The organism is Bradyrhizobium sp. BRP56, assembly GCF_020194035.1.
Classification (GTDB): domain Bacteria; phylum Pseudomonadota; class Alphaproteobacteria; order Rhizobiales; family Xanthobacteraceae; genus Bradyrhizobium; species Bradyrhizobium australafricanum.
Genome location: NZ_JADYVV010000021.1, coordinates 107742 through 120933, shown reverse-complemented (window position 1 = coordinate 120933; position 13192 = coordinate 107742). Strand labels below are relative to the sequence as shown.

Annotated in this window: 7 protein-coding genes and 4 pseudogenes; 6 read left to right on the top strand and 5 right to left on the bottom strand. The window is 58.9% G+C overall.

Going from position 1 to position 13192, the window contains the following annotated elements; all coding sequences use genetic code 11:
- Positions 1-847: 847 nt before the first annotated feature.
- Positions 848-1411 carry a hypothetical protein gene (locus tag I6F38_RS17185; RefSeq protein WP_346657116.1) on the bottom strand — a complete coding sequence of 188 codons (564 nt, stop codon included), beginning with the start codon at positions 1409-1411 and terminating at the stop codon, positions 848-850.
- A 129-nt stretch (positions 1412-1540) separates the two neighbouring features.
- Positions 1541-2109, bottom strand: a pseudogene (locus tag I6F38_RS17180) (hypothetical protein).
- Positions 2110-2719: 610 nt separating this feature from the next.
- On the opposite strand from I6F38_RS17180, the pseudogene I6F38_RS17175 reads away from it, so the two are divergent.
- A pseudogene (locus I6F38_RS17175) lies at positions 2720-3007 on the top strand (DUF2285 domain-containing protein); the annotation flags it as partial.
- Positions 3008-4109: 1102 nt separating this feature from the next.
- Here the strand turns inward: I6F38_RS17175 and I6F38_RS17165 are convergent.
- The gene (locus I6F38_RS17165) at positions 4110-4997 is read right to left on the bottom strand and encodes a LysR substrate-binding domain-containing protein (protein WP_225161178.1); all 888 of its coding nucleotides are present in this window, start codon (positions 4995-4997) and stop codon (positions 4110-4112) included.
- 137 nt (positions 4998-5134) lie between these two features.
- Between I6F38_RS17165 and I6F38_RS17160 the strand changes: the two genes are divergently transcribed.
- The 5 genes and pseudogenes from I6F38_RS17160 to I6F38_RS17140 form a co-directional block, all read left to right on the top strand.
- A complete protein-coding gene (locus tag I6F38_RS17160; RefSeq protein WP_225161170.1) occupies positions 5135-5884 on the top strand; it encodes a glucose 1-dehydrogenase in 750 nt (249 codons plus the stop codon).
- Between the two features lie 19 nt (positions 5885-5903).
- On the top strand, positions 5904-6752 hold the full coding sequence (locus I6F38_RS17155) for a transketolase (protein WP_225161169.1): 849 nt from the start codon (positions 5904-5906) through the stop codon (positions 6750-6752).
- Positions 6749-7759: a transketolase family protein gene (locus tag I6F38_RS17150; protein ID WP_225161168.1), complete on the top strand. Its 1011-nt coding sequence runs from the start codon at positions 6749-6751 to the stop codon at positions 7757-7759. The genes I6F38_RS17155 and I6F38_RS17150 overlap by 4 nt, the downstream gene beginning before the upstream one ends.
- 157 nt (positions 7760-7916) lie before the next feature.
- Positions 7917-8942, top strand: coding sequence for a TRAP transporter substrate-binding protein (locus I6F38_RS17145; RefSeq protein ID WP_225161167.1), 1026 nt, complete (start codon positions 7917-7919; stop codon positions 8940-8942).
- 5 nt (positions 8943-8947) lie between these two features.
- A pseudogene (locus I6F38_RS17140) lies at positions 8948-9403 on the top strand (TRAP transporter small permease); the annotation flags it as partial.
- A 251-nt stretch (positions 9404-9654) separates the two neighbouring features.
- Here the strand turns inward: I6F38_RS17140 and I6F38_RS17135 are convergent.
- Together I6F38_RS17135 and I6F38_RS17130 are read right to left on the bottom strand one after the other, a co-directional pair.
- Positions 9655-10104, bottom strand: a pseudogene (locus I6F38_RS17135) (transposase); the annotation flags it as partial.
- Between the two features lie 460 nt (positions 10105-10564).
- Positions 10565-13075 (bottom strand): MBL fold metallo-hydrolase, encoded by a 2511-nt coding sequence (locus I6F38_RS17130; RefSeq protein ID WP_225161166.1) that lies wholly within the window; start codon positions 13073-13075, stop codon positions 10565-10567.
- Between the last annotated feature and the right edge of the window lie 117 nt (positions 13076-13192).

The window sequence follows — 13192 nt, the reverse complement described above, 5'->3', positions numbered from 1 at the left end:
CAGCCGTCGGACACAACTTCCGCCGCATCCTCGCCTGGCTGAGATATCTCTTGTGCCTGTTCCTGGCCCAGCTATGGCGCACGCTCGCCCGGCCAGCCTCGATCAATCCGGCTTCTTAACGGACGACTAAGTACTTCTCACGTAAAAATTGTCATGATGACCACGAATATCACTATCCCGCGAGCTGCCTATGAGGCGAAATTGGAGGAGACTTCGGTCGTCACCTTCGGCTGCCATGGGAACGTCTTGCTCATCCATGAAGCGGATTTGTTCGCCGGGACCTAGGTCTGCCCAGAATCCGTCGGTAGCTATCAGCAACTCGCCTTCGCCTTTGGGCATGATGGCTTCGGGAAGCATAAATTCCCTGGCGCGAAAACTACGCGTCAGGAGATGACGCGCGGCAAGGCCGGCTATCGACGTGATGGACGTTCGCCGGTTACGCTGGCAAGCGTATGTGGCCGGCTCATCCACTCAATGCCCCTTTTCGTCGTTACGCCGTCCCAGCAAACAGTCGCCGGCGTACAGAGCAAGCGTCGCGTTGGGCCGATATTCACGATCATAAGCTGGCAGAAGCTCGAGGGTATGATTTGGCCACGATCTCATGAATCTGTCGCAAGCGCGCAGTAAGCGTTTTCCGTCGTCAACTTCCCATCGGCGGCGACATACCAATCTATCAGCTCCTGCGTAATCTGCTGGGCGAACTCTCCGCTATTGGGACCGCTTGTTGAACTATCCAGAACGACGCATAAAGCCTCCTCGGCACGTATGCCGACCCCTCCGCAATCTCGATTGTACTTGGTCCTGGTACCGGCTTGGCTGAGCCAACTGACGTCGATTCATATCTCAGTCACCAGCCCCTTGGCTTTATGCTTACGAAGCGCTCACGGACGATGTCGATACGCCCTTCCGGGCCGCGGATGTTGCCGGCGAGAAAATGATCAAAGTCGGGATTCTCGAGTAGCGGCGCGAATTGCTCGGCAATGAACTGCCGTATGTCGGCGTCGGCTTGCTGGATTTCCGTCACGACCTCCTTCCGGCCATCGATGACGAGAAGGATGTCCTCCAGGTCGCGACTCATGAGCAAATCACTCTGACCGCGCCCGAGATAGGCTTCCAGCTTAGTGGCTACAAACAATTCCGGGCTGAGACGCTTGATATTCAGCTCATCGGTAAGGGGCACCGTAACCGCCGTCTCTATCCCTTTCGCATACCAGCGGTTGCTGAATCCGAGAATATCCTCATCGTCAGGCATGAAATCTACTTTGAGATCCCCAAGCCGCATCCGGCAGATGACCGTATCGTTCTGCGACTCCGCAAATCCCTTCTGCCGCAACTCGGCCTGCAATTTCGCCCATTCTGCAAACCCTACGAGGTCGACGATGAGGATCGTCCGTCGCTCTGACACCCTCAAGGGTGATGTCGTCGGTGATAAAGAGAGCAGTCGTGCATCCCCCCACAAACACCAACCGTTCGCGAAGCTCGCTGCCCAGCGCCGTAGCGACCGTTTGTAGCATTTGAAGCAATTGACCTTTGACGGTGGTCATTTTTTTAAAAGCCTTTCGGAAAGACGCTCCCCGGCCAAGCCTGCCTCTCTCTGATTGCCGAGCCGGATCGCATCGATGAGCGACAGATATTCGTACAGCCGATCATCTTTCTGAACAGCTTCCGGCACGCTCCTAAACAGCGGCGTAACCGATTGCCCGATGTTGTGTCCATCCGCGAACGGCCATACGTAGATGTATTCTCCTCCACTGACCAAGAGGCTTTTAAGCATAGGTGCTGCAAAGGCCGTCGGTATGCCGCGCGTCATGGCGCCGGGCTTTGCCGGAAAAACGAATTTCATGCCATGGATGATAAAATACTCAGATTGCGGCGATTGGGATTTGCCCGCCCCGTATTCCGGTCCTTGATGGCAAGCCCCGATGAGAGACTTCGTTTGATTGAGGCGTTTATCTCCGTCTTGCTGATTCCCAGAAGCGCTTCCAAGTTGCGAACTGAATACGGGTCGTCGCCCTGAAAGCGCGGCTGAGGCTGTCCCGGCGTGGACTGCCTTTCCTCTTCCTGAAGGCTGACGAGTTTCAAGAGAACGACCAAATCCTGACTTTTCATCCCGTCCACCCAGCTGTCCTTTGTCCTGGGACTGAGGACAGCAACGCATACATCAAGTGGGTCAGCTCGCGAACCGGGATCGTCCGGATGCCTGGACCGCCTGCCCGGGCCTTCCACGGGGCGACATAGCCTGCGATGACGGCGCTCCGGGCCGGTGCGGTCCGCCCCTGTTGAACCAGCGCATATCCGCCCGCAAGCGCAGAAAGCCCGCCCACAGCGAAGGTTCGACGATCAACTGCCACGGACTGCGACCCTTCCTCTGTCAAATTGTACCCTGCTCCAAACGACAAGGTGGTCTGCGCCACGGATGAACAGTCCTGCTTGCGCGCACTTATCGGCGCAGAATGATCAGCCTGGATGTCATCTCGCCAGATGGCCGATTGATCCGTCGATCCCGAGCGCGCTCCAGGTTGATTGCACCACAAGGCCTGCTGCAGCCCGGTCCGAAGCTGATTGAACCGGAGCCCGCGCGCAATTCCGGAGTTGGCAAGAATTCCGATACACGCGAGCTGTTCGAGGGGGAGAGCATAGCATGGCTGCAAGGTCTGGAAACGTGCCCTGATCTTCGCTTCACATAGCTGGCCTGCGCCGTGACATTGCGGGCAGCCGATCGCTCGAACAGCGTCCTCTTGGGCGGCCCCCTCTCGCTCAATCGGTCGGGACCCGGCATCGGCATATCCTGGCTTTGCGTGCAATGGACGGGTGGTTGGAAGGCAACAGCTATCGCAAGATCGCGCAAGGCCTGTTTGGTCTTTCTCGCATTCCCGATCGAGGCTGGAAAACGCACGATCTGCGCAGCCGGACCATTCGCCTTGTCCAGACGGGATTGCATCTCATGCGGGGCGGCTATCGTGACTTGCTCCGTCGAAAGCGCCGGGACAGGGACGACACCTGCTGAGCACGCTGACAGGCTGGCTGCTCTGCGCGGCACCGACGGCGTGGTCGGCCTTCGACCAGCATCTGCAGCGTGATCATCTGGCGGGCGGTTCTCGCCGCCGATTTGACACGGTATCGTGGTTGCTGCTGGAAGGCCGTCTCCCCTCTTTCAGGCTAAGCGGGTGTCGCAGGGCGTCAAGGATGCTGACCATAGCTTTAAGAACGGGAGGCGAAGCCGGAATGAGACATCAACGCCAGCCAGAACCGGTGCGCGGTCTGCAAGCGGAGATCGAAGTCGCGGTCGAGCGGCAAGTCAACGGCAACCATTGATCGGCTCGCGGGAAGTTCTTTCAGCCCATAGCCGATGCCTCGCGCCTCCGAGGGGCACGATAGCATGCCATCCATCCGGCGCCTCACGAAGCTCGCAGCCGGCCGGGTCGGCAAAATCGAGTTCGTACGGCCTGGACGCAGTCGGGCAGATCGCCGTGCGGATGGTCAGCACGGTCGACAATGCCTCGGGCGACCAGAAAACAGCTTGTTGGTCGAACGCCTGTTCCGGATCAGCTGCGAAACGTCAGCCCCCACTTCCGTCGGAAGTGATCCGTCGCGCTGGATTGTTTGCTCCCGAGGGCCTTGAAGTCTGCTTGATACTCACGATCGCGGCGTAGCCACTCCCAGGCTATGTCTTCCGCCCCGGCCTTTTTGATATCGTGATATGCGCGCTCTGATCTCCAGTCCGCACCTGACATTTGCACTATTTCCCCGCATCTTGTGAATGCACGCGCAAGGAAACTGCAGGCCTGTGACGATTTATGGTTGCAGCCGTACAATCATTCAACGTTCCACGCACTTTTTGCGATGGAATGATCAACTTTTGCGATCTGAAGGCTCCGGCTTCCGCTTCAGATACCGTCACACCTCACTTTTGTTGCAGGCCGGCGCGGGAAGGCAGGACGGGTCCGGCGCACCATCCCCGGCCTGACACACCGAAAGGACCATGTGCAGCTTCCGCGCTTCCTGGCAGTGGGCGGGCAATCGGCGCTCGACGCAACCGGCTTCTTCGAATTCTATTACGATTGTGGGTCACTACGTCGTCCGTGCAGCGCAGAGTGACCCAGCTTGCGTTAACTCTTGTCGGTCTGCGCGAGCTCAGAGTTGATCCATTCCACGAAGGCTCGCAGGGCGCGGCGCTGACGGCCCGCGCGAGGGAAGACCAGATGATGGCCAACATAGCGGATGTCGGTGGAGCGACCGACCAGTGGCGCCACCAGTCTGCGAGATGCTACTTCGCGCTCGGCTAAAAGGGTCGATTCCAAGGTCACGCCTACCCCTCCGCACGCCATTGCAATTGCGAGGAAGCTGCGATCGAAGCGCATGCCATGTATGGCGGGCGCTTCCAGTCCGTTCGCCGCGAACCATTGATGCCACTGCACGCGCTTCACGTCCGAACGGATCAGCACCTGATTCAGCAGGTCTTTCGGTTTGCGGATCTTCCTTGCAAGCCCGGGGGCGCAAAGCGGAGTGACCGTCTCTTCACGTAGCGGAACGACCTCCAATCCATCGCCGCGCGGCTGGCCGTAGACGATGTCGAGATCGAAGTCGTCATTCGTAAAGCGGGCATATTCCGTATTGGCCGCGAGGCGTACCTCCAATTGCGGCTCGGCAGCAAGAAACTTCGTCAGCCGCGGTGCAAGCCATTGGGCAGCAAAGCTGGGAGCACAATGTACCCTGAGCAGTTGTGGACCGCGACCCGCGACCTCTTCGATGCCGCGCCGCAAGTTGTCGAAAGCGGCACCGGCGTGACGCATCAGATTCTCGCCGGCGGGCGTTAACCGAACCGAGCGCGCACTCCGCTCGAATAGAGTGGTGCTCAATATGCCTTCCAGCTTGCGGATCGCATGGCTGACCGCGCTGGGGGTCAAATGCAGTTCGTTCGCCGCGTCGCTGAACGATCCTGTGCGCGCAGCCGCTTCGAAGGCACGAATGGCCGAGATTGGGATGCTCGACAGCAGCATGCCCATGAGTGAACCAGATTCACATACCCAAGACAACTGCGCGTTTGTTCCGAAAATGCTTCGCGCGTACCAGATGCGGTCAAGAAGGCCGGCCGCTGAAGCGGCGTCCGGTACATCAAATAGGGAGGACGAAAATGCTGCTTCGCGGCAAGACGGCAATCATCACCGGTGCAGCTTCGCCTCGCGGCATTGGCCTCGCGACAGCAAGACGGTTCGCGGAAGAGGGAGCTCGCGTGGCCATCCTCGATATCGATGGGCCCGCCGCGCAGGCTGCCGCGCAGGGTCTCGGTGACGCCCATATCGGAGCGGCGTGCAACGTCGCCGATCAAGCCTCTTGTTTGAAGGCGGTCGAGATCGTCACCGGCGCGTTCGGTCAGATCGACATCTTGATCAACAACGCCGGCATTACCCAGCCGGTGAAGTTCCTCGACATCACGCCGGGCGACTGGGACCGGATCCTGGACGTCAACCTCAAGGGCATACTGTTGCCGTCTCAGGCGGTGATCCCGCATATGCAAAAGCGCAAAGCCGGATCGATCGCATGCATGTCGTCGGTCTCTGCGCAGCGCGGCGGCGGCATCTTCGGCGGCCCGCACTACTCAGCGGCGAAGGCCGGCGTACTCGGGCTCGCGAAGGCCATGGCGCGCGAGTTCGGCGCTGACGGAATCCGCGTCAACTGCGTCACGCCGGGCCTAATCGGCACCGACATCACGTCCGGAAAGCTCACCGATGAAATGCGCGCAAAGATCCTCGAAACTATCCCGCTCGGTCGGGTGGGAGAGGCAAAAGATGTCGCCGGAATCTACACATTCCTCGCCTCTGACCTGTCCGCCTATGTCACTGGCGCCGTGATCGATGTCAACGGCGGGATGCTCATCCACTAGCTCAGCGAAGGAGAGAAAAATGGATAGCGCGAAAACGCTCGCCAACGCACCAACCCTGGTGCAGCGCGCCCGCAACATTCGCCGCAATGCGTTGCGGATGGGCGAGGTTCAAGGTCAGGGATATATTGCGCAAGCGCTCGACATCGCGGACGTCTTGGCTGTCGCCTATTTTCACGCGATGCGCGTCCGTCCGGAGGACCCGACGTGGGAAGAACGCGATCGTTTCCTTCTCTCGAACGGTCACTATGCGATCGCGCTCTACGCCGCGCTGATAGAAGCGGGCATCGTTCCCGAGGCTGAGCTTCAGACCTATGGGTTTGACGAAAGCCGTCTTCCGATGTCAGGCATGGCCTCCTATACGCCCGGCATGGAAATGTCCGGAGGTTCTCTCGGTTTGGGGCTGGCCATCGCCGTCGGCATGTGCCTCGCTCTGAGGCGCAAGGGCTCTGATAGCCGCGTCTACACGTTGTTCTCCGACGGTGAGCTTGACGAGGGCTCGAGTTGGGAGGCCATGATGTCGGCGACGCATCACGAGCTCGACAATCTGATTGCGATCATCGACGTCAACAATCAGCAGGCCGACGGCCCCTCGAAGCAGATGATGGGGTTTGAGCCGTTGGTCGACAAGCTCGAAGCATTCGGCTGGTTCGTTCGTCGAGTTGATGGGAACGATCTTGATGCAGTCGTGGCGGCCTTCGACGAGGCGCGCGCTCATAGCGGCCCGCAACCGCGCGTGATCGTAGCCGACACGCTGATGGGTAAGGGAGTTCCCTTCCTGGAGCAGCGCGAAAAAAATCATTTTATCCGGGTCGAGCCGCATGAATGGCAGCTCGCGTTGGCGGAACTCGATGCGGGAGACAAGTCATGAAGTCAGCAACCCCAGCCACGCCCGGGAAACCGCGGCTCACCACCTCGGCAATGATCGCATCGATCGCGTCCGAGGGACAAAGGACGAAGCCGGCGCCGTTCGGTCACGCGCTCGTCGAACTGGCCCGCAACCGGCCTGAGGTCGTCGGGCTGACGGCCGATCTCGGCAAGTACACAGACCTGCACATCTTCGCGAAGCAGTTTCCGGATCGCTACTACCAGATGGGTATGGCGGAGCAACTGCTGTTCGGCGCAGCCTCGGGCCTGGCGGCCGAAGGTTTCATGCCGTTCGCGACCACCTATGCGGTGTTCGCGTCACGACGTGCATACGACTTCATCCACCAGACGATTGCCGAAGAAGACCGTAACGTCAAAATCGCCTGCGCTTTGCCTGGCCTTACGTCCGGTTACGGCCCCAGCCACCAGGCCGCCGAGGACCTGGCTTTGTTCCGCGCGATCCCGAACATGACGGTGATCGATCCTTGCGACGCGCACGAAATCGAACAGATCGTTCCCGCTATCGCGGCGCATAAAGGACCGGTCTACATGCGGCTGCTGCGCGGCCAAGTACCGCTTGTCCTGGACGAATACAATTACCGCTTCGAGCTCGGGAGAGCTTCGCTGATCCGCGGCGGCCAGGACGTCCTGATCATCTCCTCGGGGATTATGACCATGCGGGCTCTGGAAACCGCCAAAGTGCTCGCGGATGACAAGGTGGATGCGGCCGTACTGCACGTCCCGACGATCAAGCCGCTTGATCACCAAGCGATCCTAGACGAAGCGAGCAAGCCAGGTCGCCTTGTGGTCGTGGCCGAAAACCACACCGTGATCGGCGGTCTCGGCGAGGCCGTCGCGGCGTTGTTGCTGCGTTCGGGCATCTATCCAGCGTTTCGTCAGATCGCATTGCCCGACGAATTCCTTGCCGCGGGGGCCCTTCCGACGCTGCATGACCGCTACGGCATATCGACTGCTGAAATTGCGCGGCAGATCAAGGGGTGGCTGCGCTAGTCGCGCAGCGCCAATCGTCGAACTCGACCGAGAGAACATCGCTTGCGCGGCATTCGCCGCGGAAAACGATGACCGCTGCCCCGCGCCGGCGCCCGAGAGCCGGCCAGGGCTTCCTGTGCCGATCGACCGATCAATTTGCATCAACAAGGAGGAAGCAATGACCCAACGTAAACCGATTGCCATCTCTCGCCGCAAGTTGCTCCTGGCCGGCGTAGCCGTTCCTCTGTGCGCGGTCCTCACCCGCCCTGCCGCGGCGGCAGAGTTCACCTACAAGCTTGCGACCGGGCAAGACCCGACGCATCCCGTCAACGTTCGCGCCAAGGAAGCGGCAGATCGCATCAAAGAAGCGACCGGCGGACGTCTCGAGATCAACGTTTTTCCGGCCAATCAACTCGGTTCGGACACCGATCTTCTGACGCAGGTCCGCAACGGTAGCGTCGAGTTTTTCAACCTTTCCTCTCTGATCCTCGCAACGCTCGTGCCGGCGGCCGGCACGGTAAATCTCGGCTTTCTCTTCCCAAACTACGATGCCGTCTGGAAGGCGATGGACGGCGATCTCGGCGCCTACATCCGCGCTCAGATCGCCAAGACGCCGATTATGGCCGTATCCAAGCCTTGGGACAACGGCTTCCGGCACATCACCTCGTCCGGCAAGGAGATCAAGACACCGGAAGACCTCAAGGGCTTCAAGCTCAGGGTGCCTGCCGCGCCGAATCTGACTTCATTGTTCCTCGCGCTTGGGGCAGGCCCGGCGCCGATCAATTTCAACGAGGTCTATTCCGCCCTGCAGACCAAGGTCGTCGATGGCCAAGAAAATCCCCTTCCGATCATCGCGACTGCACGACTGTACGAGGTACAGAAGACTTGCAGCCTGACTGGGCACGTCTGGGACAATTACTGGATCCTCGGCAACAAACGCGCCGTCGAGAAGCTGCCGAAGGACGTGCAGGAAATCGTGACGCGCGAGTTCGATCGCTCGGCCAGCGACGAACGGGCGGACATCGCCAAGCTCAGCGAGTCCCTGCGAGCCGATCTGACCGCCAAGGGCATGCAATTCCTCGACGTGGACCGATCCATCTTCCGCCATGTGTTGGCGAAGACGAGCTTTTACTCCGACTGGAAAGCCAGGTTCGGCGATGAAGCCTGGGCTCAGCTCGAGAAAGCTGCCGGCAAGCTGGGGTGACCGCCATGGAACACGGACATATCGAAGGGCCGACTCTCGCCCTTCCGGAACCGGCTTGCGGATGGCGAAAGGCTATCGTGAGCTTGAACAAGGCACTCAAGCCAGTCGTCGCGATTCCTGCCGCGCTACTGGTCGTCGCGGAGGTAATCGTCCTCTTTGTCGGCATCGTATCCCGCTACTTGCTCCACGCACCGATCGTCTGGTCGGATGAACTCGCCGGCATTCTGTTCCTCTGGCTCGCCATGTTGGGATCGGTCGTCGCTTTCCAGCGGGCCGAACACATGCGGATGACGGCAGTCATCGGCATGATTCGTCCGGAAGCAAGGTTGTTCCTCGACGTGTTCGCGACAGCCGCATCTTTGGCGTTCCTGTTGTTGGTCATTCACCCGGCGTACGAGTTCGCGGCCGACGAGGTGTATGTGACGACGCCCGCTCTGGGAATAGTCAATTCCTGGCGCGCCGTGCAGGTTTTCGCGCTCATCGACGGCACAAATTCGCTGCAGCAAGGCAACGCGGACGCCATCGCGGCGCATCTTTTCATCGGTCTGACGGAGCCACATCACAGGCACTCCGGCATGGTCCATCCTGCAAAAGCGCATGGCCACGAGCAAGATAGCGTGCGCTCCGTCGTCGTGGATCTGCACCAGGTCTCATCCGCCAGTGGCGGAGCTCCGTGTTCAAATCGCTGCGTTCATTCACCTCAATTGAGGCCTCAAAAGCCGTCCGCGGACGTCATGCGTGAGCTCTTCAGCAGCTTGCGTTCCTTGGCGGCAGCCTTCGCCTTCACGTCCGCCTGCGAGGCGCCCGGATCACCGCAATAGAATGTTCCGTCAACCCACATCGCATGCATGATCACGGCGAGTTTGCGCCACCGCAACGGTCGCCTTGGCCAGCGCCAGACCCCAGCTCTTGACCTTATCTTTCTTCTTGTAGCGGGTCAAAAGCGCGTTCGCCTCTTCATACAGCGCGCGACGCACGTCGGCGTCGCCAGCCTTGCTGATGCGCCCCTGCACGTCGATCAAGGTGCCGGACTGCCAGCGCCGCTGCGAGGTCAGGCCTTCGCCGCGACGTCGCGCGAGCGCTTAAATCGGGAAGGATCGTCAACCGCCGTCATGAAGCTCCAAGCCGCGATCGGGCCGACGCCGGGAATCTGCATTGCGCGAAGCGCTGCTTGTTTGCGAACTCGAACGCCATCTTCTCATGCGCGCCACCTTGTTTCCGCGCCCCCCGGGACTGAATAGCTCGTTTTGCGCTACAGCGGCATCGCTCTGAAAATGGCCTCGCCCGCGCAACCGGTCGAAGGCGACCTTGTGTCCATTGGACCCTGAAACTCGGACTTATTTGGTCGGAGGGTCTCAGGTCATCCAAGCTATTGAGCTATCTTTGTTCAACCTAATGAATGCTCTTCTTAAGCCTAACCAGGATCGACGACATCCTTTGTTGTGCTTCGCACAATGAGATACATGCAAGCTACGAGATCGTTTTTACAGTGCGGATCACCGCTACGAGTTTCTCGTGACAAGCGCTTGCTTCTGCGCGGTGCCCTCCTCCAGCTCCTGGATAGAAAGAGCGGAATAGCCGGGGCGATCGATCGTGCAGAAGAACCATCGGCACGCTGCCAGCTACCTAAATACCAAGTTCGATTTCCACTCGTCTGTCCACAGGGCGTTCACGTCCTTGTCGAAAGCTGAATGGATGAAAGTGACGATATCCTTATAGCGCTGACTAGTATGTGAGACATGACCCTTATTCGAAAAGACATATGTGTGGGCGGCGACCGCCGAGAGAAAGCGGTTCAAGTCGGCGTGCGCACTGGAATGTTCTTTTGGAAACCATAGATGATGTGGCCATTTCATATAGCCTGCGGACAGCGATCCCGGCGGCAGGGAGACAAGCATCGTCCTCATCGTGCTTGCGCTAATGTCGTCGGTCAAAAGCCAGCTAGTGCCCCTGTTCACGAGTTTGACCACGATCCCAGCATCGTTCGGCTCCTTGCTGTCCAACACATGATGCAGGGTAATTGTTGTATCGTTGCCGGGATAAAGCGTGAAGGTCTCAACTCCATCTCTTTCGACTACATTCTCCAGATTGATCCAAGGCGTGACGCCGTCGCGAACGAAGTGACCGATGGAATCCGTCGACCGGTCGTCGTATCCGGCGCTCTTCAAACGTTTTTGTAGATTGGCAATCATCCCATCGTCCCCCAAGTCTTGAATGGATTTGCCGACTACAATCTCATCAATGCGGAATCCAGCATCAATGAGAGCGTCAAGCCCGCCGATATGGTCCTGATGCGAATGGGTGACGATCAATTTGATCTGCGGTTTCTCATTCCTGTAGTTCCGAGCGAGAAACTTCCTCAATTGTTGGACGATGTCGCGGCTCCGTCCTGTATCGACTATGACGATTGAGCCGTCCTCCAGCTTTATCACGCCTGCATCCCCATTTCCGTCCAGCTCGAGTATGGAGACGTCCGTGGAACGCTCCCCTGCCTGAGCTCGCTGCACGATCTCAACATCGGGCTTTTTGCCCGGCTTTCCTGTCGGCATTCGGACAGAACTTGCGGCGAGCCGCAATCTAGCATTGATGAGATTTTGAGCTTCAGCGCCGGCCGCGCTGAGCAGCTCATCCAGGGCGCCGTCACTTCCGTCTGTGATGAATACGGCGGGCCCGAAGCCTGACACGAAGCGGCCTCCGAATTCCTTTCGCGGTATCTTCTTTGTATTCAGCTTACCATGATCATCGAACCACTGGAAACAAATATGCGTATCGCTGCTCGACACCTTCACCTTGCGCGATTTAGCAAATTCGTCGGCGTAGAAATGCAGTTGACGAGCCAAAGCCTGCAGCGGAACAATTGATGTGGCCGCAGCCTGTTCGTTACGAACGAAAAGCCTGCCGCCAAAAAGGCCGGCAGCTGCATCCTCTCGATCCAATTCAGTCGCGCATTGCAAATCCTGCAGTAGATCGTATTCAACCTGACCGCTTGCCACATCAAGGGGATTGAATCGCTGATAGGCTGCGATCCGAAGCGACCTTGCAAAAGACTGGCCGCCTTGGGTCCGGGTGGCGTAAAACGATGACAGAATGCCTGGACCCGAGGCGAGACCGACCTCGCTGCCAGTAGAAAACATTCGAGAAGGTTGAAGCGCCCGAGCACGATCCAGCGGCATCAGTCTGTTGACGTTGGCAAGCATCGAAAGAGTTTCGGGCTGATCGATGTCATCCGGCAACGCGATTTCCATGCCGATGTCCGACATCACTCGCGAAAGCTGCTCTCGCTCAGAGGCAGGCACATTGCCGCCCCTTGCAAACGTTATCCAGTCGCCACGATCGCGCGCCTTCAACACGGCGCCTCGGGGCGCAAAATCCGCGGTCATTAGCAGGTCGACTGCGGCCCGAACTACAGGCAAATTCATCTTGGCGCCCGCCACATCCGCACCGGACGATTGGCCTCCGAAGAAATGCCACTCCAGCCGCTGCCTCACGTTCTCAATCCTATCGAGAGTCTCGTATGGATCCGGTGCCGATGCAACGATCGTCCTCATTACATCGAAGGCGCTGGAGACCTTCAGAACTCCTTCATTGCCCCTCCACTCCTGGGAGGACTTGGCAACATCGTTGGCGTCGGTCCCTGCAATAGCCAAGCCCTGGACGTGGACGGCGTAGTCGTAGCGATTATCAAGCGGGGTTATCGCAATTCTTCTTGCAGATCCCTCTTTGCCCTCATTATCTTGCCCGGAGACAGAGACCCAGGGCATTGCTCCCGAAATCGCGTCGGCAAATGGCTTCTCTCCGACGAACCGGCCCTTTTCGTACCGCTGAATTCGGATGTCACCATTGAACGCCGTGATCGGGTGACTGCTGTTTGGTGCCGGTCGCCCCTTGTCGATGCAATAGGCGGGCATGCTGAACGCGGAACGCCCGTCGGTATTGGCCGTGCGGTTCAGTCTCAGATGCCCCGAGGGGACGTCGCCGCCTCCGCCGCCCCCAATCCAATAGCTACCGACCGGCAGCCGCATTCGTTGCGGCAGGTCGTTGGCGTATGCTGACGTGGCTAAAATCGGCAACGCTACAAAGATGGACAGAAACACCGCAAGTGGCCCGAAATGGGCCGTGATCCGACCGAACATATGGATTTCCTGAAATCGCAATAAATCGACAAAATGGCTTAGAGTTTATGCTAGGTTGTGCGGGACGCAAAAACAACCCCCGAAATGAATGCAATTGAGGGTACGCGTTGCCACCAT

What these genes read in the sequence shown, in the direction of transcription:
- I6F38_RS17160 (WP_225161170.1), top strand. Translation starts at nt 5,135, where the DNA reads ATGCTGCTTCGCGGCAAGACGGCAATCATCACCGGTGCAGCTTCGCCT.
- I6F38_RS17155 (WP_225161169.1), top strand. Translation starts at nt 5,904, where the DNA reads ATGGATAGCGCGAAAACGCTCGCCAACGCACCAACCCTGGTGCAGCGC.
- I6F38_RS17150 (WP_225161168.1), top strand. Translation starts at nt 6,749, where the DNA reads ATGAAGTCAGCAACCCCAGCCACGCCCGGGAAACCGCGGCTCACCACC.
- I6F38_RS17145 (WP_225161167.1), top strand. Translation starts at nt 7,917, where the DNA reads ATGACCCAACGTAAACCGATTGCCATCTCTCGCCGCAAGTTGCTCCTG.
- I6F38_RS17130 (WP_225161166.1), bottom strand. Translation starts at nt 13,075, where the DNA reads ATGTTCGGTCGGATCACGGCCCATTTCGGGCCACTTGCGGTGTTTCTG.